We start from the raw sequence: 25140 nt of genomic DNA, 5'->3' as shown, positions 1-25140 counted from the left end.
CGTTATTTGCGCTTCATCGACAAGAAGAACTCGTCGTTGGTCTTGGTGGTTTTCAGCTTGTCGATCAGGAACTCGATGGCCGCTACTTCGTCCATCGGGTGCAGCAGCTTGCGCAGAATCCACATGCGCTGCAGTTCGTCGTCGGCCGTCAGCAACTCTTCGCGGCGGGTGCCGGAACGGTTGATGTTGATGGCTGGGAACACACGCTTTTCAGCGATACGGCGATCCAAAGGCAATTCCATGTTGCCGGTACCTTTGAATTCTTCGTAAATCACTTCATCCATCTTCGAGCCGGTTTCAACCAGCGCGGTAGCGATGATGGTCAGCGAGCCGCCTTCTTCAATGTTCCGCGCGGCGCCGAAGAAACGTTTCGGTTTCTCCAGGGCGTGGGCATCGACACCACCAGTGAGGACCTTGCCGGAGCTCGGGATCACGGTGTTGTAGGCGCGAGCCAGACGGGTGATGGAGTCGAGCAGGATCACCACGTCTTTTTTGTGCTCAACCAGGCGCTTGGCCTTCTCGATCACCATCTCGGCAACCTGCACGTGGCGGGTTGGTGGTTCATCGAACGTGGAGGCAACCACTTCGCCGCGCACGGTGCGCTGCATTTCGGTCACTTCTTCCGGACGTTCGTCGATCAGCAATACGATCAGATGAACTTCAGGATTGTTACGGGCGATGTTCGCTGCGATGTTCTGCAGCATGATGGTCTTACCGGCTTTCGGCGGTGCAACGATCAGGCCGCGTTGGCCCTTGCCGATCGGGGCGCACAGGTCGATGACACGACCGGTCAAGTCTTCGGTGGAACCGTTACCGGCCTCCATCTTCATGCGCACGGTCGGGAACAGCGGCGTCAGGTTCTCGAAGAGAATCTTGTTTTTCGCATTCTCGGGACGATCGAAGTTGATCGTGTCGACCTTGAGCAGGGCGAAATAGCGCTCGCCTTCCTTCGGAGGACGGATCTTGCCAACGATGGTGTCACCGGTGCGCAAGTTGAAGCGACGGATCTGGCTCGGCGAGACGTAGATATCGTCTGGGCCGGCGAGATAGGAGGCGTCTGCAGAGCGGAGAAAGCCGAAGCCGTCCTGGAGAATCTCCAGCACGCCATCACCGGAGATTTCCTCGCCGCTTTTCGCGTGCTTTTTCAGCAGGGAGAAAATCACGTCCTGCTTGCGCGAACGGGCCATATTTTCTATGCCCATCTGTTCGGCCAATTCGAGCAGTTCGGTAATCGGCTTTTGCTTGAGTTCAGTCAGATTCATATAGGAATGACGTAATCATTTATGGAGGGGGGAAAATTAAGCTTTTGGCTTAATGAGGCCGCGCCGCAGAGAAGGCGACAGGATCGCGTACTAATCGAAAAGGAGTGCGTCGGCGACGGCTTGCAGGGGGCAATGGAGAAACCAGTGCGGGGCCGAATGTACCACCTGAGTTTCAGAGCGTCTAGCCCTGTTTCACGAAAAAGCCCCGCGATTTGCGGGGCTTTTTGGACGACGCTTAGATGTTGGCGTCGAGGAAAGCTTGCAGCTGGGACTTCGACAGAGCGCCGACCTTGGTGGCTTCGACGTTGCCGTTCTTGAACAGCATCAGCGTCGGGATACCGCGAACGCCGTGCTTGGCCGGGGTTTCCTGGTTTTCATCGATGTTCAGCTTGGCAATGGTCAACTTGCCTTCGTAGGTGGTAGCAATGTCGTCCAGAACCGGAGCGATCATTTTGCAAGGACCACACCACTCAGCCCAGTAGTCAACCAGCACCGGGCCCTGGGCCTTAAGTACTTCGGCATCAAAGGTCGCGTCGGTGACGTGCTTGATAAGATCGTTGCTCATGGATGTCTCCGGGTTGTAAGCAAAAAAAACGTTGCCCATCATAGCCGCCCTTCCCTCGTTCAGGAAGCCGCCACTGATTGACTCTTGCTATGGTGTTGCATGAGTTTGGGTATAGCCCAGATCAACGCATGGCGGGAGTGAGGAAGGCAATGCCTGTACGAAGCGCCGCATTGCGTACGTGCTCCTGCATGGTTTTCTGCGCTGCGGTACTGGCGCGCCGAGCCAGGGCACGGAGGATCTTGCGATGCTCCTGCCAGGTCTCCATGGCCCGTTCCGGCCGGATGAACGGTAGCTTCTGACTCTCCAGAAACACCTCGGCGCTGGCACTGAGAATGCTGACCATCGCCTGATTGCCGCTGGCCTGCAAAATGCGCCGGTGGAATTCGAAGTCCAACCGCGCCGCCGCCTCAAAATCGCCGGCCTTGAGCTCCTTGCGCATGGCCTCGACATTATCGTCAAGAAGATCCAGCTCATCGGTGGTCAGCGTCACCGCTGCCAGCCCTGCTGCAAACCCTTCCAGGGCATAGCGCAGTTGAAAGATATCTAATGGCGTTGCCTGCGCAGCAAAAGGCCAGGCAAGGCCCGGCAGTTCCTCCATCGCTTGCACGAATACGCCTTTGCCCGGCTGCACGCTGACCACGCCCAGCGCACTGAGAGAGGACAACGCTTCGCGTAACGAAGCGCGGCTCACGCCCAATTGCAGTGCCAGGACGCGTTGGGACGGCAACGCATCGCCCGGCCCGAAGCCCTCATCAGCGATCAGTTTGCGGATAGCTTGCAACGCTACTTCCGGTACAGCCTGCGCGATGGAATTCATAAAAAACTCAAGGTTCCAGTCAACTGAGTGGCCAGTTGTAAAGCTATTCGCGCAAGCCGGCAAGCCACGCCCCAAAGGGGCTCGCGGGCTTTTGGCAGCGCTCGAAAAGGGTGCAGAAACCGATACAACTGTTCAGACCAGTAAGACCGCCGAAGCTCAATAGATTCCGCCCTATCAGGCGATTCACAGAGCGATGGCATGGGCTGTGCACTGGCAAAAGTCAGAAAATTCCTTCGCCCGTTTCGGAGAGTTGCCATGACCAAGCGTTGCAGCACCCTGCTCACCGCCCTGTTTGCCAGCCTGATGCTGAGCCAGGTGCCCGCCCAGGCCAACGGCCTGGACGATATCGTTGCCCGTGGCACCCTCAAGGTGGCCGTGCCCCAGGATTTCCCGCCGTTCGGTTCGGTCGGCCCGGACATGAAGCCCCGCGGCCTGGACATCGACACCGCAAAACTGCTGGCTGACCAACTCAAGGTCAAACTTGAACTGACGCCGGTCAACAGCACCAATCGCATTCCATTCCTCACCACCGGCAAGGTCGACCTGGTGATTTCCAGCCTGGGCAAGAATGCCGAGCGGGAGAAAGTCATCGATTTCTCCAAGGCTTATGCGCCCTTCTACCTCGCCGTATTTGGCCCGCCGGATGCACCTGTCAGCACCATCGACGACCTCAAGGGCAAAACCATCAGCGTGACCCGTGGTGCCATCGAAGACATCGAGCTGACCGCCGTCGCGCCAAAAGAAGCCACGATCAAGCGCTTCGAAGACAACAACTCGACCATCGCCGCCTACCTGGCCGGCCAGGTGGACCTGATCGCCAGCGGCAACGTGGTGATGGTGGCCATCAGCGAACGCAGTCCCAAGCGCGTGCCGGCGCTGAAAGTGAAGCTCAAGGACTCACCCGTCTACGTGGGCGTGAACAAGAACGAGCCGGCGCTGCTGGACAAGGTCAACCAGATCCTCGTCGCCGCCAAGGCCGACGGCAGCCTGGAAAAGAACGCAAAACTGTGGCTCAAAGAGCCGCTGCCGGCTGATCTCTGATCGCCGCAACGAGGGTTAGATATGGCCTATCAATTCGACTTTGTGCCGGTCCTGGCCAATACCGATCTGTTGCTGCGCGGCGCGCTGTTCACCCTTGAGCTGACCGCCATCGGTGCGGTGCTGGGTGTGGCCCTGGGGATCGTCGGCGCGGTGACACGAGCGTGGAAAATCCAGCCGTTGTGCTGGATCTTCGGGGTGTATGTCGAGTTGATCCGCAACACGCCGTTTCTGGTGCAGTTGTTTTTCATCTTCTTCGGCCTGCCCTCCCTCGGTGTGCAGATTTCCGAATGGCAGGCAGCGGTACTCGCGATGGTGATCAACCTGGGCGCCTACTCCACCGAGATTATTCGCGCCGGGATCCAGGCCATTCCTCGCGGGCAGCTGGAAGCGGCGGCGGCGCTGGCGATGACCCGCTTCGAAGCGTTCCGCCATGTGGTGCTGCTGCCGGCGCTGGGCAAGGTCTGGCCGGCCCTGAGCAGCCAGATCATCATCGTGATGCTCGGCTCGGCGGTCTGTTCGCAGATCGCCACCGAGGAGCTGAGCTTTGCCGCCAATTTCATCCAGTCCCGTAACTTCCGTGCCTTCGAAACCTATGCCCTGACCACCCTGATTTACCTGTGCATGGCCTTGATGATCCGCCAGTTATTGAACTGGATCGGCCGGCGGTACATTCAGAGGAACAACCGATGAGTGACTTCTCATTCTGGGACATCGTGAGCAACCTGCTGATCGGCCTGCAATGGACCTTGTTGCTCTCGCTGGTGGCGTTTATCGGCGGCGGCGTGATCGGCTTGCTGGTGATGACCCTGCGCATCAGCCGAAAAGCCTTCCCACGCAACGTTGCCCGTACCTATATCGAACTGTTTCAGGGCACGCCGCTGTTGATGCAATTGTTCCTGGTGTTCTTCGGCGTGGCGTTGCTGGGGATCGACATTTCGCCTTGGCTGGCAGCGGCAATTGCCTTGACTCTGTTTACCAGTGCCTACCTGGCGGAGATCTGGCGTGGCTGCGTCGAGTCCATCGCCCACGGGCAATGGGAAGCCTCGGCAAGCCTGGCCCTCAACCCCTATGAACAATTGCGCTATGTGATTCTGCCCCAAGCCCTGCGCATTGCCGTAGCGCCCACCGTGGGCTTCTCGGTGCAGGTGGTCAAAGGCACCGCCGTGACCTCGATCATCGGTTTTACCGAGCTGACCAAGACTGGCGGCATGCTCGCCAACGCGACCTTCGAACCCTTCATGGTCTATGGCCTGGTGGCGCTCGGCTACTTCCTGCTTTGCTACCCCTTGTCCCTCAGCGCGCGCTACCTGGAAAGGAGACTACATGCCTCTGCTTAGAATTTCCGCCCTGCACAAATATTACGGCGATCACCACGTACTCAAGGGCATTGACCTGAGTGTCGAAGAGGGTCAGGTGGTGGCGATCATCGGCCGCAGCGGTTCGGGCAAATCCACTTTGCTGCGCACCCTCAACGGGCTGGAGTCGATCAACGACGGGGTGATCGAGGTCGACGGCGAATACCTCGATGCCGCCCGCGCCGACCTGCGCAGCCTGCGGCAGAAAGTCGGTATGGTGTTCCAGCAGTTCAACCTGTTCCCGCACCTGACGGTAGGCGAAAACGTCATGCTGGCGCCCCAGGTCGTGCAAAAGGTGCCCAAGGCCAAGGCCGCGCAACTGGCGCGGCAGATGCTGGAGCGGGTCGGTCTGGGAGAGAAATTCGACGCGTTTCCTGATCGTTTGTCCGGCGGCCAGCAACAGCGGGTGGCCATCGCCCGGGCGCTCGCCATGTCGCCCAAGGTGCTGTTGTGCGATGAAATCACCTCGGCCCTCGACCCGGAGTTGGTCAATGAAGTGCTCAGCGTGGTCCGGCAACTGGCCAAGGATGGCATGACGCTGATCATGGTCACCCACGAGATGCGCTTTGCCCGGGAAGTGGGTGACAAACTGGTGTTCATGCACCAAGGCAAAGTCCACGAAGTGGGCGATCCGAAAACCCTGTTCGCCCAGCCACAGACCGCCGAACTGGCCAACTTCATCGGCTCGGTGGAACAGCCAGGCTGACCAGCTCGAACCCTCCCAGGCCCTCGAGCAGTGTTTCATTGCGCACAGCAAGAGCAGCAGACGGCAGGTCGACGTCAATCTCGACCTGTGCCGTCAGCCGGCGGCCAGTCACCCTTGTCCCGCTAGCTCGTGCAACCAGCGTCTGGCCGGGCAGGAGACGTCCGCTTGCAGGCTCGCTCGGCAATTGCGCAACGGCCCACTCGATATCACGCCCGTCGACCTGGGTCTGTTTGAGACTCAAGGTGAAACGCCCCTGGCGTCCGAACTGGAACCCGTGCCCATCCGCCGGCATACCGTTAAAACGCAACGCCATTACCGAAGGATCAGTACAGACAACATTCAAGTGCAGGGTGCGCTTGCCTAAAGACTGCCGACCAGACGCTCCCTCTATCCGCTCAGTACGATGGATAACGCCATAATCAACTCGAGGCTGGCTCAAGGACAGTCGACAGGTGTCGGCCTGCGCTTCATTCGCCAGCAGTACGGTAAAGCACAGCAGTACTGGCCCCCACCACCGACTCCCGGCCTCAAGGCTATTTACAGGCTCACGGCGCATGGCAGATCGCGGGAGCGGTTTCGTAAAGTTTGTCATGGTTGGGCTCTTGCTCAAGGTTCAGTTGCAGCAGGCAGGTGGTTGAGTCCGGCAGCGAAACCTTCAGGGTTTTCAGCTCACTCACGTTACTCAGGAAGACCATCCCCTCGCCTGCGACGCTGGCCAGGAAGGTATTGTCCTTGTCGAACACCGAGGCGCCCTAAGGCAGTGGCCGGCCTTGTTCGTCACGCACCTCAAGCAACAGGCGGCGAACGTTCACCACCTCAAAATCCACATTGTTGAAAGAGCCCCGCCCGGCGGCGAGCACTTTGGCGCCGTTCTTCAGGTCGATGCGCTTGGGTAGGGATTGGGTCTGCACTTCCACACGGCTATTGCTATAGGCCGGCAGCCCGGCAATCACCGCTTGCCCGCTGTAATCGGTCCATACCGGGCCCAGCGGGGTCGCGACTTTGGCGGACCCGATATCGCCCACCGAGACGATGCCAAAGGTGTCCTGAACCGCATAAGGTGAGAACGTCAGCCCACGCGCATGGGCCACAACGCCACCCTGAAGCTGCCCTGTGTAACTGGTGCTCAATGGGTCACGGCTCACACCCAATCCGACACGCGTATAACGCGGCATCACATCCACATGACCCCGTATGGCTTGCTCACGATCGCTCAGGTCGCGCTCGACACCCACCTCGTAGTTCACATATTCATTGACCCGTTCACTGAGCGACGTACCGGCGTCGAACCTGTCACCCCGACGACTGGCATAGGAAACAAGGCGACGGTCTTCGCCTAAGGGAATGCTGACCTGCAGTCGAATGGAAACGCCCTTGTCCAACAGCTCATCGCGCGCCCTGCCGACAGGTGTGTCGTGGCTGCGGCGCCGTGAACCACCCACTTGTTAATCGGCGATCAATGCCACGTCAGCGTATCTGAACCCCTTGTTCCAGGAAGCAAATACGTGTTCAACGGAGCGGCCGTCAAATTGCGAACTGCGGGTGTAATTGAGAGAGAAGCCCCCCAGCAGAGGTTCGGCCCAGCTCAAGCCCGCCGTGTATTGATTCCTGAAACGCCCATCAAAATCGTCAACCCTCGACGACTGGCCGGCTTCAAGTACCTCGCGATAACCACGGGTCTGGGAGGTTGCGCTCAGGTTCATGTCAATGTCGGCAAACAGCGGACTGCTCAGGGACAGCGTACTGCGCGCCCCGGACACCGCGTCCCAGCCATCGCGGGACAAGTTATGACGCACTCCGACGGCAACTCGCTGGAAAAAAACGCTGCTCAGGGTACCGCCCGCCGCCTGATATTCATCGGTACTCAACAGGCCGAACCCCAGGGACGACGCCCTCCCCAGCCCCCAAGTCCCACTGGCCATGGCCACTACCGGTTGCTCGTGTTCGTCGACCGATGACTCGCGCACCTTGCCCAGCGACACGTAATAACCAGGCGTTACCGGAGCCGCCCCGCGAAAGGAGGCGGCGGGCACAACAAAACTGCGCCTTGCGCCACGAACGTCAATGACGCTCACTTCAAGGTCGCTCGTGCCATTGAGCAACGGCAACCCTGTCAGCCTGAATGGACCTTCCGGCACCAAGGTGCTGTAGATCAGTGCTCCAGCCTGACGCACCTCAATACGTGATTGGCTTTGAGCCAGCCCCTCGACTACCACCTCGTTGCTACCCGCAGGCGTGCGTAACTGGCCGTCGGGGGAAAACTGGAATCCGGATAACTGCAACCCGCCGAACACCGGGTTATTGCTCGATATCTGGCCTACCTGAAAAGTCGACTGCAGCGCGGCGATATCACGCTGGGCAAAGGCATGCACATGCTCGGTACGGGTCTTGCCATTGTCGGAAACATAGAACTGGCGACTGCGAACAATCCAGCTGCCAAGGTTGAAGCCCGCTTCGGTGTAAGCCGACATAAAGCGGCTGGAATCACCACTGGACCGAGTATCAAAACTCAGCACGTCGTAATTGAACAGCGCCGCCGCCCCACCCCGGGAAAAACTGCCGGCCGCCCATTCGGGCTCACGTAACGACTGGGTGGGCACCACCAGCGTGACCTCATCGCTGCTCGGACGCAGCCTCACCATCGTCGCGGGGAACTCACCGAGGAAGTCGTGGCAGGCCTGGTCAGGTGTCATGCCCTCACGAATGATTCCGGACGGCTTCAACAGGCCGGCCTTGCCCAGCAATCCAGGGGTGAAACACAGCTGTCCCTGATAGTCGAAACGGGCCTCTACCAGTCCCAACGGATTCCCATTGACCCGCAGCCCCACCACATGGACGCCCTCACGAAAACGCGCCGCGCTACGAAAGTATTCGGAAACCTGCGGGTCAATCCCGTGAGAAGTTAACGCAGCAAGGTCAAAGCCCTCTCCTAGCTCAATGGCAGAGACATAGCCCGGCAACCCCCACAGTGTCGCAAGCCCCATGAAAATCTTTGAGTGGCAAGGCCTGAAGACCGAAGTGCCTGCGCTTGGAACCTGGTGGGTACAGTCCGCCTTCCTGATTTTTTTCATGAGCCGATCAACGCGCATCGGCAATGACGGGAGCACGGTAGCTGTCTACCGAAAACCCATAGACCGTGGCCGGTTGAATCTCCACCGAAGCCAAATCTTTCAAAGGCCCGTCAACGGTTGCCGTCAGGACTTCGCCAGGCAAAATGTAGGTGCGCGGCAATGTGGCCAGGTGTTTTTGCGGAAGCAGTTGCACCTCCAGCCCCAGACGCACGACGTAAGCGCTATCGTTGTGAACGGTCAGGCGCTCACCATCGCGTTTCCACGTCAGCAACTCCCAAGGCGCCTGGTGCCTCGGTAAACCTTGGGGATGCAGAATCAGCGGCAAGTTTTGCCGAAGGGTAATGCCGATGGTCGCCCCGCCCGGAACACGCGCCTGGGGAATGCCTTCGAACGAAACGCGCTTCAACCGCTGGGTCTTGAGTGGCACCTTCGAGGTACTGATAAAACGGACAAGCTGTGTATCGCCCCCCTCTACCCGAGTAATGGGCGGCGTGACGATCAATAAAGGCTCCAGGTCCTCGGGTACATTCTCGACCACCGAGTGAAGCAATGCCGGGCCCGCGTCTGTATTCCTGATCGTGATTGTTGCCTCTGCGTCCTCTTCATAAAGAACAACAACGGTTGTTTCAGGCTGCATACCATCTGCCACGGCCATAGCGGACAAATAAAAATACAAACTTGCACATCCCAACAACACCATACTTATTCTTGAGCGACTACTCACCTGGCTTTCCCCGCAACATTCAGAGCAAACAATTAGAAAAATAAATACGCGCACGAGGCCAGCCGATAAGAAACAGAAGTCCCTTGACGACTCCCGTATCAATATCGGCTGTTTTTCAGGTAGTTATATGTAACTTAATACTAAAGTGGCGCGCCCATCCAAAGTGATATCCCGGGTGAGATCCAAATCTTGTGCCCTGTTGATCACTGCTTTTACTGCAATAACACCCGTCAGTTGAGCGATCGAAGCGGGAGTAACGGTCACTCCGTTGCGCCATGAATACTGGCTAGGTGTTTGGGCGACTTTGCCATCACTGTTCTGCCAGGTACCGTTGCTGACGCGCATGATCGGGTTCAGCACGACCCCCGACGACCTCAGGTCCTTGAGGGTGACCGAGTAACCGCCAGTACGGCGGGTGCCCACAGCACCCAGGCCATAGTTCTGGGCCTCGGTAAAGCCGGTACCCAATATTCCGGGTACCTTGCTGCCCGCCTGCAGGTCAGTCAGGGCCAGGCCGAACTTTGCGGGTGTCGCCCCACAGTTGACAATCAGAGAGGTCGTCCTCTCTTCACGGGGGTTGAAGGTCGTTTGGGACAGTTCCCCGGAACGGATCACGCCGTAGTCAATGATCCCACCACTCGCCAGGCTCAGGTTACAGGCGGCCGGTGTGATCGTGCCCCTGACCACCAACTGCGCAACGGTCGTTGCTTGAGCGCCGAGACTTGCTGCCAGGCAAATAACACCCATAGTCAAACCAAATATTTTTTTCATGTTCACCTGTCATTAGAAGACTTCAGGCGTTTTTTATTATGAGTCAGACTATTCCTCGCCCGATAACTGACCATCCTTGAAATACAAAACCCTAAATAAATAACACCACGGCATGATTGCCGGATGACAGTCTCGCCCTTCAGCACACTTAAAAAGAATAAGACAACACTTCGACCGCTGTGGGACCTGTAAACAATAACAGCCCACTTAACCAGAACAAGTAGTAGTACCCAACAATAAACTGGCTAAAACAATTGAACATTCAGCGTAGGCAAAATCATGAAGAGCGATGAGCGCTAACGATTTTTGAATTCACTCAACGTTCTACGACCTAATCGCCAGTCGTTTGAGGAGTTCGCCTACATTCCCCTCAGAACTTGTTCACAGACAACGATAGAAAAATTACCCAAGCACTACGCGTTGGCGTCAGCGGTTGATCGTGGCACGATGGCAAGGTTATCGACCGAGATCCCTTACCCATGCCGCAATCCCAAGCCAAGAATCTGTCCCTGATCGCCGCCATCGACCTGGGCTCCAACAGTTTTCACATGGTCGTGGCCAAGGCCCAGAACGGCGAGATCCGCATCCTTGAGCGGCTCGGCGAGAAAGTACAATTGGCTGCCGGGATCGACGACGAGCGCCAGCTCAATGAAGAATCCATGCAGCGCGGACTCGATTGCCTCAAGCGCTTCGCCCAACTGATCAATGGCATGCCCCTGGGCGCCGTACGCATTGTCGGCACTAACGCCCTGCGTGAAGCCCGCAACCGCGGCGAGTTCATCCGCCGCGCCGAAGAAATCCTCGGGCACCCGGTCGAAGTCATCTCCGGCCGGGAAGAAGCACGCCTGATCTACCTCGGCGTCTCCCACACCCTGGCCGACACCCCGGGCAAGCGCCTGGTGGCGGACATCGGCGGCGGCAGTACCGAGTTCATCATCGGCCAGCGTTTCGAGCCACTGCTGCGTGAAAGCCTGCAGATGGGTTGCGTCAGCTATACCCAGCGCTATTTCAAGGACGGCAAGATCACTCCGGCCCGCTACGCCCAGGCATATACTGCGGCGCGGCTGGAAATCATGAGCATCGAACACGCCCTGCACCGCCTGACCTGGGATGAAGCCATTGGCTCGTCCGGCACTATCCGCGCCATCGGCCTGGCACTCAAGGCTGGCGGCCACGGTACCGGCGAGGTCAACGCCGAAGGTCTGGCCTGGCTCAAGCGCAAACTGTTCAAACTGGGGGACGCCGAGAAAATCGACTTCGACGGCATCAAACCGGATCGCCGGGCAATCTTCCCCGCCGGACTGGCGATTCTCGAAGCGATTTTCGACGCCCTCGAGCTGCAACGCATGGACCACTGCGACGGCGCCCTGCGCGAAGGCGTGCTCTATGACCTGCTGGGCCGCCATCATCACGAAGACGTCCGTGAGCGCACCCTCAGTTCGTTGATGGAGCGCTACCACGTCGACCTGGAACAGGCGGCACGGGTCGAGCGCAAGGCGCTGCATGCCTTTGATCAAGTCGCCGAGGACTGGGACCTGGAAGACGGCGTCTGGCGCGAGCTGCTGGGCTGGGCGGCCAAGGTCCATGAAGTGGGCCTGGACATCGCCCACTACCACTACCACAAACATGGCGCCTACCTGATCGAGCACTCGGACCTGGCCGGATTTTCCCGGGAAGACCAGCAAATGCTCGCGCTGCTGGTGCGTGGTCACCGGCGCAATATCCCCAAGGATAAATTCGCCGAGTTCGGCAACGACGGCATCAAGCTGATCCGCCTGTGTGCGCTGCTGCGCTTCGCGATCCTGTTCCACCACATTCGTGGCACCCAGGAAATGCCCCAGGTGACCCTGCGCGCTCATGGTCACAGCCTGGACGTGGTGTTTCCGAAAAACTGGCTGGATGAAAACCAACTGACCCAGGCGGATTTCGCCCAGGAAGCCGAGTGGCTGACGCGGGTTGGATTCAGCCTGAACGTGCGCTGATACGGTCTATAGACGCCACAAAACAATGTGGGAGCGGGCTTGCTCGCGAAAGCGGTGGATCAGTCGATGAGTCTGTTGACTGACACTCCGCTTTCGCGAGCAAGCCCGCTCCCACACGGCCCCGCGTATACCTTGCTTAGTTCACCGTCAGAATCGGGCTACCCAACCGCTCCAACAACGTCGCCTGGGCGCTGCGCGGGTTCTGGTTGCCGGTCGGCGTGTTGCGCACGTAGCGGCCGTCCGACTGCAGGCTCCAGCTGTGAGTGTTATCGGTGAGATAACTCTCCAACTCCTTCTTGACCCGCATGATCAACTTCTTGCCTTCCACCGGGAAGCAAGTCTCCACACGCTTGTCGAGGTTGCGCTCCATCCAGTCGGCACTGGAGAGGAACATCTGCTCTTCACCACCATTGAGGAAGTAGAACACCCGTGTGTGTTCCAGGAAGCGGCCGATGATCGAACGCACATGGATGTTGTGCGAAACGCCGGCAATCCCCGGACGCAGGCAGCACATGCCACGTACTACCAGATCGATACGCACCCCGGACTGGCTGGCCTTGTACAGCGCACGGATGATCTTCGGGTCAGTCAGCGAGTTGAACTTGGCGATGATGTGCGCCGGCTTGCCTTCGAGAGCGAACTGAGTTTCCCGGGCAATCATGTCGAGCATGCCCTTCTTCAGGGTGAACGGCGCATGCAGCAGCTTCTTCATGCGCAAGGTCTTGCCCATGCCGATCAACTGGCTGAACAGTTTGCCGACGTCTTCGCACAACGCGTCGTCGGAGGTCAGCAGGCTGTAGTCGGTGTAAAGCTTGGCGTTGCCGGCGTGGTAGTTACCGGTGCCCAAGTGGGCGTAACGCACAATCTCACCGGCTTCACGGCGCAGGATCAGCATCATCTTGGCGTGGGTCTTGAACCCAACCACGCCGTAGATCACCACCGCGCCGGCTGCTTGCAGGCGACTGGCCAGTTGCAGGTTGGACTCTTCGTCGAAGCGCGCACGCAATTCGATGACGGCGGTCACTTCCTTGCCGTTACGCGCCGCATCCACTAAAGCATCGACGATTTCCGAGTTGGCACCGCTGCGGTACAGGGTCTGGCGCACGGCCAGGACATGCGGGTCCTTGGCGGCCTGGCGCAGCAGGTCGACCACCGGGGTGAACGACTCGAACGGGTGCAACAGCAAAATATCCTGCTTGCTGACCACGCTGAAAATGTTCTCGCTGTTTTGCAGCAGTTTCGGGATCTGCGGGGTGAATGGCGTGTATTGCAGCTCCGGATGGCTGTCCAGGCCGGTGATGCTGAACAGGCGCGTCAGGTTCACCGGACCGTTGACTTGATACAGCTCGGTCTCGCCCAGGTTGAACTGCTTGAGCAGGTAGTCCGACAGGTGTTTCGGGCAGGTATCCGCCACTTCCAGGCGCACTGCATCGCCGTAGCGCCGGGAGAACAGCTCGCCGCGCAGGGCGCGGGCCAAGTCTTCGACGTCTTCGGAGTCCAGCGCCAGGTCGGCGTTACGGGTCAGGCGGAACTGATAGCAGCCCTTGACCTTCATGCCCTGGAACAGGTCATCGGCGTGGGCGTGGATCATCGACGAGAGGAATACATAGTTATCGCCAGCGCCCCCCACCTCTTCCGGTACCTTGATGATCCGTGGCAGCAGGCGCGGCGCCGGAATGATCGCCAGGCCCGAATCACGACCGAAGGCGTCGATACCTTCCAGCTCGACGATGAAGTTCAAACTCTTGTTCACCAGCAGCGGGAACGGGTGCGTCGGGTCCAGGCCGATGGGGGTGATGATCGGCGAAATTTCGTCACGGAAGTAACGACGAACCCACGTTTTGATTTTGGTGGTCCAGTTACGGCGACGGATGAAGCGGACCTGATGTTTTTCCAGCTCCGGCAACAAAATGTCGTTAAGGATCGCGTATTGGCGATCGACATGACCATGAACCAGTTCGCTGATGCGTGCCAGGGCCTGATGGGGTTGCAAGCCATCGGCACCCGCTTGCTCACGGGCGAAGGTGATCTGTTTCTTGAGGCCAGCAACACGAATCTCGAAGAACTCGTCCAGGTTGCTGGAGAAGATCAGCAGGAACTTCAGCCGCTCCAGCAGCGGGTAGGACTCATCCAGCGCCTGTTCCAGCACGCGGATGTTGAATTGCAGTTGTGACAGCTCACGATGGATGTACAGACTGCTGTCATCCAGGTTTGGAATCGCGATCGCCGGTGCCACGGCGTGCACCTCCGCCACGACGGCAGGCGGTGCGGGCTCCAGCTCCGGCGGCGTCTCGGTGACTTGTTCGACCACCGGGTGAGCGTCTTTTACTGCAACTTCTGAGAGTCCTTCGGTATTCATCGAGTGTTCCTGTGAGGGCTATTGTTGCTCTCTAAGCAATTGGGCGGCGCGGGCGGCAAAGTAAGTCAGGATGCCATCAGCCCCCGCACGTTTAAAGGCAGTCAGGGATTCGAGGATCACCCCTTCGCTCAACCAACCATTCTGGATCGCGGCCATGTGCATGGCGTATTCACCGCTTACCTGATAGACAAAGGTCGGTACCTTGAATTCCTCTTTGACCCGATAAAGGATGTCCAGGTACGGCATCCCAGGCTTGACCATCACCATGTCGGCGCCTTCGGCCAGGTCCGCCGCCACTTCGTGCAGGGCTTCATGGCTGTTGGCCGGGTCCATCTGGTACGAGGCTTTATTAGCCTTGCCCAGGTTCAGCGCCGAACCCACCGCATCGCGGAACGGCCCGTAATAGGCGCTGGCGTACTTGGCCGAATAGGCCATGATTCGCACGTTGACGTGGTCAGCCAGTTCCAGAGCCTCGCGGATCGCCTGGATGCGACCGTCCATCATGTCCGACGGTGCAACCACCTGGGCGCCTGCGGCGGCGTGGGACAAGGCTTGCTTGACCAGCGCATCCACAGTGATGTCATTCTGAACATAGCCTTCTTCGTCGAGAATGCCATCCTGCCCGTGGGTGGTGAACGGGTCCAGCGCCACGTCAGTGATCACCCCCAGTTCCGGAAACCGCTCGCGCAAGGCACGGGTGGCGCGCTGGGCGATACCCTCCGGGTTCCAGGCTTCGGCGGCGTCCAGGGATTTAAGCTCAGAAGGCGTGACCGGAAACAGTGCCAGGGCTGGAATTCCCAACTCAACCCAGTTCGCCGCCTCGATCAGCAGCAGATCAATGGTCAAGCGCTCCACACCCGGCATCGAGGCCACCGCTTCCCGACGATTTTCACCGTCCAGCACAAAAACCGGCAAGATCAGATCATCTACCGTCAGGACGTTTTCACGAACCAGGCGGCGAGAAAAATCATCACGTCGATTGCGACGCAGGCGGGTGGCGGGAAACAGGCGATTGGAGGGGGTAAAGCTCACGGCAGACTCCTGAGCCCGGCTTGACGGGCGAGCGTGACAGTTATAAGCGCCCATTATGACGAAGGAATTACAGTTGTGCTTATCCATGCAACCTGTAGTCACCTTCCTAGTTTTTGTAGGAATTGTTCACTTCGTGACACATCTCGATACTTTCATGAATGTTCACGAAGGCGTAGGCTGCGCGTTCATTTCGCCAGCACCCAGACAATGCTCCAACAATTTCTGCATGACTTTGGCTACTTTGCCCTCTTCCTAGGCACGTTCTTCGAAGGCGAAACCATTTTGGTCCTCGCAGGCTTCTTGGCGTTCCGCGGATACATGGATATCAATCTGGTGGTGGTCGTTGCCTTTTTCGGTAGCTACGCCGGCGACCAGTTGTGGTACTTCCTGGGGCGCAAGCATGGCCGCAAGCTGCTGGCCCGCAAACCGCGCTGGCAATTGATGGGCGATCGCGCCCTGGAACATATCCGCAAGCACCCGGATATCTGGGTACTGAGCTTCCGTTTTGTCTACGGTTTACGCACGGTGATGCCGGTAGCCATTGGCCTGTCGGGCTATCCGCCAGGACGCTATCTGCTGCTCAATGGTATCGGCGCAGCCGTGTGGGCCGCCGCGTTGGGAGCGGCGGCCTACCATTTCGGCGCGGTACTCGAAGGCATGTTGGGCAGCGTCAAGAAGTACGAGCTATGGGTGCTCGGCGCCCTGCTGGTGCTGGGTTTGGGCTTGTGGCTGCGTCGTCGCATCAAGAATGCCCGCTTGACGCGCCAGGCCTGTGCCGATGCAAAGGCTAGGCTGGCTGAACAACAGCTGGCCGAGCAAAAGGAAAAGCCTACTACGCCAATCGAGTAAGCCGGTCCCTGCAACAGTAGAGGCCGATGAAACTGAGCAGGCTGTAGCTGAGCAGACCCACCCAGCCCAACGGGCTGGCCGGCCACAAACCGACCAGCGGCGCCAGCCACACCAGCGGCACATTCAGCACCAGGCGCAACCATTCGGCCTTCAACGCCCATGGGCGATTCTCCAGCGCCACTCCCAGGGTAAATAGCCCCAGCGCCATCGCACTCCAGCCCAGCACCAGGGCAGCGGTCGACAGCCCTTCGCCAACATTCATCAAATAGCTGCCAAAACTCACATAAGCGGCGAATTGCAGGGCGATGTAAATTTGCTGGCGAGCGTCCAGCGGTACCTCGAATTTGCGGAACTGGCTCAGGTCGGGCTTGGCCAGCGGGTACTTCGCCGCCACATCCGCCGGGCGCCAGCCGGTGCGCATGAACCAGATACGCAACTTATCCCACCAACGCTCAGTGCGTCGGGCATCACTCCACAACTGTGCATAAAACTGCAGGTTGGCCCACAGCGGGTTCCAACTGGCCAGCGGCGTGGTCACGCCAAAGATTACCGGCTCATTTTCGTCTTCTTCCTGGAAGGAACCAAACAGCCGGTCCCAAATAATGAACACCCCGCCGTAGTTGCGATCCATGTAGAGAGCGTTCTGTGCATGGTGGGCCCGATGATTGGAGGGTGTGACGAAGAACCACTCAAACCAGCCCAGCTTGGGCACATGGCGGGTATGGACCCAAAATTGATACAACAGGTTGAGGGATGCAACGCTGATAAACATCACCAGCGGCACGCCGAGCACCGCCAACGGCAGGTAGAAGATCCAGCTTAGGAGAAACCCGGTGCTGGTCTGGCGCAAGGCGGTGGTGAGGTTGTAGTCCTCACTCTGGTGATGCACAGAATGGGCGGCCCAGAGGATGTTGCGTTCATGACCGCAGCGATGCAGCCAGTAGTAGCAGAAGTCGTAGAAGACAAAGGCGAACACCCAAGTCCAGACACTCTGGGCCGACAATTCGATGAAAGCCAGGTGCTTGAGAGCGAAGGCATAGGTCAATAGCCCGACGCCTTTGGTCAGCAACCCCGTGGTGGTGGAGAGCACGCCAGTGCTGAGGCTGTTGATGGCGTCTGCCACCCGGTAGTTGCGCTCACCGCGCCAACGGTCGGCCAGCAGCTCGACCACGATCAAGGCAATGAAAAACGGTACCGCGTAAGGGACGAAGTCCATGGGCAAGTCCGGTTAATTATTGTTACATCAAGATTAGGTGCAGTGGCTGGATATCCCATTGGCAATGAGTGACAAATAAGTAGACATTTAACGCCATGAATCAGGAGAAATGCCCATGAGCAAAAAAATTGCAGTGATCCTTTCCGGCTGTGGCGTGTATGACGGCGCAGAAATCCATGAAAGTGTGATCACCCTGCTGCGCCTGGACCAGCGTGGCGCTCAGGTGCAGTGCTTTGCACCCAATATTGCGCAGTTGCATGTGATCAATCACCTGACCGGCGAAGAAATGCCCGAGTCACGCAACGTGCTGGTGGAATCGGCGCGCATCGCTCGGGGTGAGGTGAAGGACCTTCGTGAGGCCAATGCCGAAGACTTCGACGCGCTGATCGTGCCCGGTGGCTTCGGTGCGGCAAAAAACCTGTCGAACTTTGCCGTCGAAGGCGCCGGGTGCAGCGTCAACCCGCAGGTGCTGGAACTGGCGGAAGCCTTTGCCGAAGCGGGAAAGCCCGTAGGACTGATCTGCATCTCCCCGGCGCTGGCGGCAAAGATCTACGGCCCAGGCGTGACCTGCACCATTGGTAATGACGCCGACACGGCAGCGGCCATGGACAAGATGGGCGCAACCCACCGGGAATGCACCGTGGACGAGATTGTCGAAGACAAGGCTCGCAAACTGGTGAGCACTCCGGCCTATATGCTGGGCAAAAACATCAGCGAAGTCGCCTCGGGGATCAACAAGCTGGTGGATCGGGTACTGGAGTTGACCCACGAGAACGACTGACTGTGGCGAGGGAGCAAGCTCCCTCGCCACAGGGTCAGGCCTGACGCATCAACCGGGTAAGGATACGGTCGAGTGAGTTGGCAAACGCCTGCTTTTCCTTTTCCCCATGGGGCGGCGGGCCGCCACCCATCTGGCCCTGCTCTCGCAGATCAGTGAACAGGTTACGCACCGCCAACCGTTCACTCATGTTTTGCGGGCTGAACTCCTTGCCGCGAGGGTCCAGGGCTGTCACGCCGTTCTTCACCAGGCGGTCGGCCAGCGGCACGTCGCTGCAAATCACCAACTCGCCGGGCACGGCGTGCTCGACGAGGTAATCATCAGCGGCGTCCGGACCGCTGGGCACCACGATCAGCTTCACGCACGAAAAACTCGGCTTGATCTGGCTCTGCCCCGCCACCAGCACCACCTCGAACTGGCGCTTGAGGGCGAACTTCACCACCTGATCCTTGGCCGCCCGTGGGCAGGCGTCGGCATCGATCCAGACGCGCATGGTTATGCCGTCACCCGGCGTTTTTCAGCCAGTCGACTGCGACCATACAGCACCACGATTGCCAGAATCGCCACGGCCTGGGCACTCAGCGAATAGGCATCGGCGTGGATGCCCAACCAATCGAAGTCGAAGAACGCCACTGGCCGGGTGCCGAAGATGCCGGCTTCCTGCAACGCCTTGACGCCATGCCCGGCGAACACCACCGACAGTGCGCACAGCAGCGCCGCGTTGATGCCGAAGAACAGTGCCAGCGGCAACTTCGCCGAACCCCGCAGGATCACCCAAGCCAGGCCCACCAGCAGCACCAGCGCCGTGGCGCCGCCCGCCAGGACCGCGTTGTGCCCGGCAGGGCCGGCCTGCAGCCACAGGGTCTCGTAAAACAGGATCACTTCAAACAACTCGCGATAAACCGAGAAGAACGCCAGCATCGCAAAACCAAAACGTCCACCGCCGCCCACCAGGCTGCTCTTGATGTAGTCCTGCCAAGCCGCCGCATGGCGTCGGTCATGCATCCACACGCCGAGCCACAGCACCATGACGCTGGCAAACAGCGCCGTGCAGCCTTCCAGCAATTCGCGTTGGGCTCCGCTGACGTCAATCACGTAGGCGGCCAGGGCCCAGGTCCCAAGACCGGCCAACAGCGCCAGGCCCCAACCGACGTTAACGCTGCGCACCGCCGATTGCTGGCCGGTGTTACGCAGGAAGGCGAGGATCGCCGCCAGTACCAGAATCGCTTCCAGGCCTTCGCGCAACAAAATCAGCAAGCCGGAGATATAACTCAAGGACCAGCTCAGGCCATCGCTGCCCAATAGACCAGCGGATTCCTTGAGCTTGCCCTTGGCCACATCCAGGCGTTGCTCCACCTGCTCAATCGGCAAACCATCCTGCAGCGACTGCCGGTAAGCCATCAGGGCCTTTTCGGTGTCTTTGCGCACGTTGGCATCGACGTTGTCCAGGGAGCTTTCAACCAGCTCGAAGCCTTCCAGATAAGCCGCTACCGACAGGTCGTAGGCCTGTTCGTGATCACCGTTGCGAAACGCGGCGAGGCTTTTGTCCAGGGTCGTCGCGGTGTAGTCGAGCAACTGCGCCGGGCCGCGCTTGACCTGCGGCGGCTGTGCCCGTTGTGCGCGGAAGGTTGCGGTGGCATCGGGGCCTTCAGCGGCCAGCACTTCGTTGGGCGTTTGACGCGCCAGATCGGCCAGGTTGAAGGACTTTTCGCTTTTTGCCGCAGCCGGGTTGGCGGTGAAGCCTGCGATATAGGTGGCGAGGTCCCAACGCTGGCGATCGTCCAGTTGATCAGCGAAGGACGGCATGTCGGTGCCCTCGACGCCCAGCCCAAGGGTGTTGTAGATCGCGTAGAGGCTCAAGCGGTCAAGGCGAGCAGCGTCCCGCAGGTTGGCCGGCGGCGGCGTCAGGCCAACGCCTGCCGGACCATCGCCGGCGCCGGCGCCACCGTGGCAAACCGAACAGTGCTGGGCGTACAGCGGCGCACCACGCGTTGGGTCCGGGGTAATCGCCGGGGCCTGACTGACTTCATAAGCCACTGCCAACTTGGCACCTAGTTGTCGGGCCTGGTGAGCCACTGCCGCGCCGTCCTCGTGGGCCTTTACGGCAGCCAGCAGTTCATCGACGCCTTTCACCAACTCAGCACGCTCGGGCTTCTCCGGCAAATCAGCTACCAGCCCCTGCAAAACCCCGAGAAACTCTACCTGCTCACGGAATTCGGAATCATCAATGACCTTGCCCGCTTCCACCGTCGGCGGGTAGTCGGCGCCGATGTAATCCAGTAAATGCAGCGCTTGGGGTGCGCCTTCGGCGGTGGCTGCCAGCAGATTGAAGCTGCACGACATCAATGCCGGCAACAGCAACCAAGCGAGGAAACGGGAGGGGCCAGTCATGAATGAATCTCAAATGGAAATACGAAGTAACACATTGTCAAACGTTAATGGGTTTGACTCAAGGCGTGATCACCAAAAGTACAGGCAACACAAAACAAATGTGGGAGCGGGCTTGCTCGCGAAAGCGGTGGATCAGTCGATGAAGCTGTTGACTGACACTCCGCTTTCGCGAGCAAGCCCGCTCCCACATTTTGATCCGGTTTCTTCAGTTAGGCCAAAATCAAGCCGTTGCGCGATGCAAACTAGCCAGGAAGCCCGCCGCGCCCACAAACAACCCGGCAAACGTACGGTTCAGGCGCTTCTGCTGCTTGGGTGTACGCAATAGCCGCAACACTTTCGACGCCAGGCCTGTGTAGCCGGCCATGACGATCATGTCCACGCAGATCATCGTCGCACCCAGGATCACGTACTGGATCAATAGCGGCGCCTGAGGGTTCACGAACTGTGGCAGCACCGCCAGCATGAACACCAACGCCTTGGGGTTGCTGGCGTTGACGAGGAAGCCGCGAAAGACCATCGCCAAGGGTTTGCCGATGGGGCGGACCGCCGCGTTATCAGTCAGATCAACAGGCAGCGCACGCCATTGCTTGATGGCCAGGTAAACCAGGTAAGCCACACCGAACCATTTGATCGCATAGAAAGCGGTGGAAGACGCCGCAAGGATCGCGCCCAGGCCACCGGCGACCACGACAATTTGCAGCGCCAGGCCCAATTGCAGGCCCAAGGCATTCCAGTAACCACGCAGGAAACCGTATTGCAAACCGCTGGACATCGAGGCGATGGCACCGGCGCCAGGAGAGAGACTGATGATCCAACTGGCCAGGAAAAACGCCAGCCATGTATCGAGTGCCATTGCACACCTCGCAGAAGAATTCGCTGTTGTGCCTTAAGCTAACTCCGCCGACCGAGGCATGGCTATAGATTTTTACAGGATGTGACCGCTACTGCTCGCCCGAGCCGACAGGCAACACATCACTGCCCCGCCAACGTCGCACCGAGCGCTGGAAGAACAAGCTGTTGGGCACTTGCACCATCACGCTGCCAGTCCCTGCCTCTTCCACTTCAATCAGCGTGGTGTACAACAGGTTGATCGCCACTACACGACCTTTGACGCCAGGCTTGTCGACGGTGTCCACCAGCTCGACCACATCACCAAGACGAAACGGCCCGACGGTGAAAATCAGAATCGCGCAGAGCAGGTTCGACAGCACCGACCACATGGCAAAGAACGCCACCGCCGCCACCGCGACAAACCCTGACAGCGCCGTCCATAACACCGTGGCGGAAACCCCCAGGCGCTCCAGCACAACGATCAGCGCACTGCCCATGATCAGCCAGCGCAGACCACCACGCAGCGGCATCAGCAACTGTGGCGGGAACGGGTAACGCTCCCCCAGGCGCTTCAGGCATTTGGCAACGAAACGCTGGGTGAAGTAGCCCGCCAGCAGGATCAGCAGGATTTGTACGCCAACCCATATGGGTTCGATCCATTGAGCCGGTAGCGGCAGTTGCAGCGCTTCCATCAGGACAACGCCTCCAGCTCCGCTTGCAAGGATTCCAGCAACTCCAGGGCTTCCATCCAGGTTTCCTCCAGTTGTGCCTCGCGGACCTTGAGCTTAGCCTGTTCGGCCAGCAAGTCCCGCAGTTCGTCCTTGCGCGCCGGTTCGTACACCGCACTGTCGCCCAGGCTGGTTTCGATCTTCGCCAGCTTTTCGTGGAGCTTGCCCAGCTCGGCTTCCAGCTTGTCAGCTTCGCGCTTGTGGGGTGCCAGTTGCTGGCGCAATGCAGCGGCGGCCTGGCGCTGGGCTTTCTTGTCGGTCTTGTCCGGGTTGACCGGGGTGTTGCTGACCGGCGCGTTGCGCAGACGATAGTCCGACAGCCAGCGAGCGTAGTCTTCCAGGTCACCGTCGAATTCCTCGACCTTGCCGTCAGCTACCAGCAGGAAGTTATCGGTGGTGCTCTTGAGCAAGTGTCGATCGTGGGACACCACCAACACCGCACCGCTGAATTCCTGCAGGGCCATGGTCAGTGCCAGGCGCATTTCCAGGTCCAGGTGGTTGGTCGGTTCGTCGAGCAGCAACAGGTTCGGCCGATCCCAGGCGATCAACGCCAGGGCCAGGCGGGCCTTTTCACCACCGGAGAAATTCAGCACCGGCTCGTCGATGCGCGCGCCACGGAAGTCGAAACCGCCAAGGAAGTCGCGCAAGGTCTGTTCGCGCTCGGTAGGTGCCAGCCGTTGCAAGTGCAGCAGCGGGCTGGCCTTGGAATCGAGGGAGTCCAACTGATGCTGGGCGAAGTAGCCCACTACCAGGTTCTCACCACGTACCAGACGACCGGCCAGGGGTTGCAACTCGCCCGAGAGGTTTTTGATCAGGGTCGATTTACCGGCGCCGTTGGGGCCAAGCAAACCGATCCGCGCGCCCGGTGTGAGCTGCAACTTGACCTTCTCCAGGATGGTCTTGTCGCCATAGCCCAGACGGGCGTCGGACAGATCGAGCAACGGACTTGAGATCTTCACCGACTCGCGGAACACAAAGTCGAACGGCGAATCGACGTGGGCCGCCGACAGCTCTTCCATGCGTTCCAGGGCCTTGATCCGGCTCTGGGCCTGTCGGGCCTTGGTGGCCTGGGCCTTGAACCGGGCGATGTAGCTTTCCATGTGCGCGCGTTGCGCCTGCTGCTTCTCGTAGGCTTGCTGCTGCTGGGCCAGACGTTCGGCGCGAGCGCGCTCGAAGGCACTGTAGCCGCCGCGATAGAGCATGATTTTTTTCTGTTCGACGTGGGCGATGTTATCGACCACGGCGTCGAGGAAGTCCCGGTCGTGGGAAATCAGCAGCAAAGTGCCCGGGTAGCTTTTCAGGAACTCTTCCAGCCACAGGATCGCATCGAGGTCCAAGTGGTTGGTCGGTTCATCGAGCAGCAACAGGTCCGAAGGGCACATCAGTGCCTGGGCCAGGTTCAGGCGCATGCGCCAGCCACCGGAGAAGTCGGCGACCGGGCGGTCCATCTGCTCGTTGGTGAACCCCAGGCCAGCCAGCATTTTGCGGGCACGGGCATCGGCAGTGTAGCCATCAGCGCTGTCGAGCTCCGAATGCAGGCGGGCCTGAGCGGCACCGTCCTGGGCTTTCTCGGCCTCGGCCAGGTCGTGTTGGACCTGACGCAGACGCAGGTCGCCATCGAGCACGTAGTCGATCGCAATGCGGTCCAGGGTGTCGATCTCCTGGCGCATATGAGCGATTCGCCAGTCGGCCGGCATCAAGCAGTCCCCGGAGTCGGGGGTCAGCTCACCCAGCAGCAAGGCGAACAACGTGGATTTGCCGGCGCCGTTGGCACCGATCAGGCCGGCTTTGTGACCGGCGTGCAGGGTCAGCTCGGCGTCTTCAAGAAGACGTTGCGGGCCACGCTGTAATGTTAGGCTTTGAAGTCGGATCATAATGGCGGCGGAGTCTACCAGCTTCGTTGACCGCTGGCTTGGGTAGGAATATGTGCGCTGACCTGTGGAGCTTTGCCCTCTCGACTTATGCCCGTCCGGGTGTGGAGAACGCTTGCCTGCGCTTGCAGGAGCAGGGCGCCGATGTGTGCCTGTTGCTCTGCGGTTTATGGCTGGAGCAGCGAGGCGTGGCGCTTGAACCGACTCGCCTGCTGGCACTGCGGCAGATTGCAGAACCCTGGCAGGCCGAGGTGGTCGAGCCGCTGCGGCAAGTGCGCAAGCAATGGCGGGCCATGGCGCAGCAGGACACCGAGTTGGGGGCATTACGGGAGCGGGTCAAAACCCTGGAGCTGGAAGCCGAACGGCAGCTGTTATCACGCCTGGAAACCCGGGCACTGGAATGGCCGACGGGTGAAGCAACGTATCAGGGTACGTGGCTTGAAGGACTGGCGGCCGAAGCCGCCAACCTTGACCGCAACGCGCTGCATCAACTGCGCGTCGCAGTCACCGGCACTTAGGAAGCGCTGGTTGGGGTGGTGCTTGCTGTCGATGCAGGGGTGCTGCTGACCGACGCGGTTGGCGCTGCAGTGCTGACCGCAGGTGCTGCCGGGGTAGCCGGCTTGGCAGCGGGTGTCACAGGTTTTGCAGCGGGTGCTTTGGCAACGGGCTTGGCCGCTGGTTTTGCGGCAGCTGGCTTGGCGGCTGGTTTTACAGCAGCAGGCTTAGCGGCTGGTTTAGCGACCGGCTTGGCTGCAGGTTTTGCCGCGGTTGGCTTGGCGGCTGGTTTCGCA

23 protein-coding genes and 1 pseudogene are annotated in these 25140 nt (G+C 59.5%); 8 read left to right on the top strand and 16 right to left on the bottom strand.

The annotated features are described in order from the left end of the window. Positions 1 to 2 precede the first annotated feature (2 nt). From rho to J7E41_RS06620, 3 genes are all read right to left on the bottom strand, one after another. Positions 3 to 1262: a transcription termination factor Rho gene (rho, locus tag J7E41_RS06630; protein WP_017845130.1), complete on the bottom strand. Its 1260-nt coding sequence runs from the start codon at positions 1260 to 1262 to the stop codon at positions 3 to 5. A gap of 235 nt (positions 1263 to 1497) precedes the next feature. Then, the gene (gene trxA, locus J7E41_RS06625) at positions 1498 to 1827 is read right to left on the bottom strand and encodes a thioredoxin TrxA (RefSeq protein WP_124379888.1); all 330 of its coding nucleotides are present in this window, start codon (positions 1825 to 1827) and stop codon (positions 1498 to 1500) included. A 121-nt stretch (positions 1828 to 1948) separates the two neighbouring features. Beyond that, positions 1949 to 2644, bottom strand: a complete 696-nt coding sequence (locus tag J7E41_RS06620; RefSeq protein WP_214991045.1) for a FadR/GntR family transcriptional regulator — start codon at positions 2642 to 2644, stop codon at positions 1949 to 1951. Between the two features lie 255 nt (positions 2645 to 2899). On the opposite strand from J7E41_RS06620, the gene J7E41_RS06615 reads away from it, so the two are divergent. Genes J7E41_RS06615 through J7E41_RS06600 form a run of 4 tightly spaced genes read left to right on the top strand, consistent with a single transcriptional unit; the run spans position 2900 to position 5746 of the window. Continuing rightward, positions 2900 to 3685 carry a transporter substrate-binding domain-containing protein gene (locus tag J7E41_RS06615; RefSeq protein ID WP_214991043.1) on the top strand — a complete coding sequence of 262 codons (786 nt, stop codon included), beginning with the start codon at positions 2900 to 2902 and terminating at the stop codon, positions 3683 to 3685. A gap of 21 nt (positions 3686 to 3706) precedes the next feature. Continuing rightward, positions 3707 to 4375: an amino acid ABC transporter permease gene (locus tag J7E41_RS06610; RefSeq protein ID WP_214991041.1), complete on the top strand. Its 669-nt coding sequence runs from the start codon at positions 3707 to 3709 to the stop codon at positions 4373 to 4375. Continuing rightward, positions 4372 to 5022 carry an amino acid ABC transporter permease gene (locus tag J7E41_RS06605; protein WP_214991039.1) on the top strand — a complete coding sequence of 217 codons (651 nt, stop codon included), beginning with the start codon at positions 4372 to 4374 and terminating at the stop codon, positions 5020 to 5022. The genes J7E41_RS06610 and J7E41_RS06605 overlap by 4 nt, the downstream gene beginning before the upstream one ends. Beyond that, positions 5009 to 5746, top strand: a complete 738-nt coding sequence (locus J7E41_RS06600) for an amino acid ABC transporter ATP-binding protein (RefSeq protein ID WP_214991037.1) — start codon at positions 5009 to 5011, stop codon at positions 5744 to 5746. The genes J7E41_RS06605 and J7E41_RS06600 overlap by 14 nt, the downstream gene beginning before the upstream one ends. Here the strand turns inward: J7E41_RS06600 and J7E41_RS06595 are convergent. The 4 genes and pseudogenes from J7E41_RS06595 to J7E41_RS06580 form a co-directional block, all read right to left on the bottom strand. Further along, positions 5718 to 6302 (bottom strand): hypothetical protein, encoded by a 585-nt coding sequence (locus tag J7E41_RS06595; RefSeq protein ID WP_251029351.1) that lies wholly within the window; start codon positions 6300 to 6302, stop codon positions 5718 to 5720. The genes J7E41_RS06600 and J7E41_RS06595 overlap by 29 nt on opposite strands. Continuing rightward, positions 6292 to 8730 (bottom strand): annotated as a pseudogene (locus J7E41_RS06590) (fimbria/pilus outer membrane usher protein). Before J7E41_RS06590 ends, J7E41_RS06595 begins: the two are co-directional and overlap by 11 nt. Before the next feature lie 94 nt (positions 8731 to 8824). After that, positions 8825 to 9541: a fimbria/pilus chaperone family protein gene (locus J7E41_RS06585; RefSeq protein WP_214991035.1), complete on the bottom strand. Its 717-nt coding sequence runs from the start codon at positions 9539 to 9541 to the stop codon at positions 8825 to 8827. Positions 9542 to 9664: 123 nt separating this feature from the next. Next, entirely contained in the window at positions 9665 to 10312 is a 648-nt protein-coding gene (locus J7E41_RS06580) for a DUF1120 domain-containing protein (protein WP_214991033.1), read from the bottom strand. Between the two features lie 479 nt (positions 10313 to 10791). Here J7E41_RS06580 and ppx point away from each other — a divergent pair, with 479 nt between their 5' ends. Beyond that, on the top strand, positions 10792 to 12294 hold the full coding sequence (gene ppx, locus J7E41_RS06575) for an exopolyphosphatase (RefSeq protein ID WP_214991031.1): 1503 nt from the start codon (positions 10792 to 10794) through the stop codon (positions 12292 to 12294). A 136-nt stretch (positions 12295 to 12430) separates the two neighbouring features. Here ppx and ppk1 read toward each other — a convergent pair whose 3' ends face one another. Together ppk1 and hemB are read right to left on the bottom strand one after the other, a co-directional pair. Then, positions 12431 to 14653 carry a polyphosphate kinase 1 gene (gene ppk1, locus J7E41_RS06570; RefSeq protein WP_214991029.1) on the bottom strand — a complete coding sequence of 741 codons (2223 nt, stop codon included), beginning with the start codon at positions 14651 to 14653 and terminating at the stop codon, positions 12431 to 12433. Between the two features lie 18 nt (positions 14654 to 14671). Beyond that, a complete protein-coding gene (hemB, locus tag J7E41_RS06565; protein ID WP_169356937.1) occupies positions 14672 to 15685 on the bottom strand; it encodes a porphobilinogen synthase in 1014 nt (337 codons plus the stop codon). A gap of 207 nt (positions 15686 to 15892) precedes the next feature. Here hemB and J7E41_RS06560 point away from each other — a divergent pair, with 207 nt between their 5' ends. Next, on the top strand, positions 15893 to 16534 hold the full coding sequence (locus J7E41_RS06560; protein WP_214991027.1) for a DedA family protein: 642 nt from the start codon (positions 15893 to 15895) through the stop codon (positions 16532 to 16534). Here the strand turns inward: J7E41_RS06560 and J7E41_RS06555 are convergent. Continuing rightward, positions 16518 to 17750 carry a sterol desaturase family protein gene (locus J7E41_RS06555; RefSeq protein WP_214991025.1) on the bottom strand — a complete coding sequence of 411 codons (1233 nt, stop codon included), beginning with the start codon at positions 17748 to 17750 and terminating at the stop codon, positions 16518 to 16520. The genes J7E41_RS06560 and J7E41_RS06555 overlap by 17 nt on opposite strands. A 115-nt stretch (positions 17751 to 17865) precedes the next feature. On the opposite strand from J7E41_RS06555, the gene elbB reads away from it, so the two are divergent. Beyond that, the gene (elbB, locus tag J7E41_RS06550) at positions 17866 to 18531 is read left to right on the top strand and encodes an isoprenoid biosynthesis glyoxalase ElbB (protein WP_169356940.1); all 666 of its coding nucleotides are present in this window, start codon (positions 17866 to 17868) and stop codon (positions 18529 to 18531) included. A 34-nt stretch (positions 18532 to 18565) separates the two neighbouring features. Here the strand turns inward: elbB and J7E41_RS06545 are convergent, their stop codons facing one another. From J7E41_RS06545 to J7E41_RS06525, 5 genes are all read right to left on the bottom strand, one after another. Next, complete coding sequence (locus J7E41_RS06545) at positions 18566 to 19021, bottom strand: YaiI/YqxD family protein (protein ID WP_155582505.1); 456 nt, start codon at positions 19019 to 19021, stop codon at positions 18566 to 18568. Positions 19022 to 19023: 2 nt separating this feature from the next. Then, positions 19024 to 20919 (bottom strand): FTR1 family protein, encoded by a 1896-nt coding sequence (locus tag J7E41_RS06540; protein ID WP_214991023.1) that lies wholly within the window; start codon positions 20917 to 20919, stop codon positions 19024 to 19026. A 220-nt stretch (positions 20920 to 21139) separates the two neighbouring features. Next, a complete protein-coding gene (locus tag J7E41_RS06535) occupies positions 21140 to 21772 on the bottom strand; it encodes a LysE family transporter (protein ID WP_214991021.1) in 633 nt (210 codons plus the stop codon). An 88-nt stretch (positions 21773 to 21860) separates the two neighbouring features. Further along, entirely contained in the window at positions 21861 to 22442 is a 582-nt protein-coding gene (locus J7E41_RS06530) for a mechanosensitive ion channel family protein (protein WP_214991019.1), read from the bottom strand. Further along, positions 22442 to 24352 (bottom strand): ATP-binding cassette domain-containing protein, encoded by a 1911-nt coding sequence (locus tag J7E41_RS06525; protein ID WP_214991017.1) that lies wholly within the window; start codon positions 24350 to 24352, stop codon positions 22442 to 22444. The genes J7E41_RS06530 and J7E41_RS06525 overlap by 1 nt, the downstream gene beginning before the upstream one ends. A gap of 50 nt (positions 24353 to 24402) precedes the next feature. On the opposite strand from J7E41_RS06525, the gene J7E41_RS06520 reads away from it, so the two are divergent. After that, the gene (locus J7E41_RS06520) at positions 24403 to 24867 is read left to right on the top strand and encodes a TIGR02444 family protein (protein WP_214991015.1); all 465 of its coding nucleotides are present in this window, start codon (positions 24403 to 24405) and stop codon (positions 24865 to 24867) included. Here the strand turns inward: J7E41_RS06520 and J7E41_RS27950 are convergent. After that, a partial coding sequence (locus J7E41_RS27950; protein ID WP_251029349.1) for a hypothetical protein occupies positions 24864 to 25140 on the bottom strand: 277 nt, incomplete at its 5' end. The genes J7E41_RS06520 and J7E41_RS27950 overlap by 4 nt on opposite strands.

This window comes from Pseudomonas fluorescens, from assembly GCF_018614655.1.
In the GTDB taxonomy this organism is placed as follows: domain Bacteria; phylum Pseudomonadota; class Gammaproteobacteria; order Pseudomonadales; family Pseudomonadaceae; genus Aquipseudomonas; species Aquipseudomonas fluorescens_BX.
This window is presented reverse-complemented; position numbering and strand designations above follow the sequence as displayed.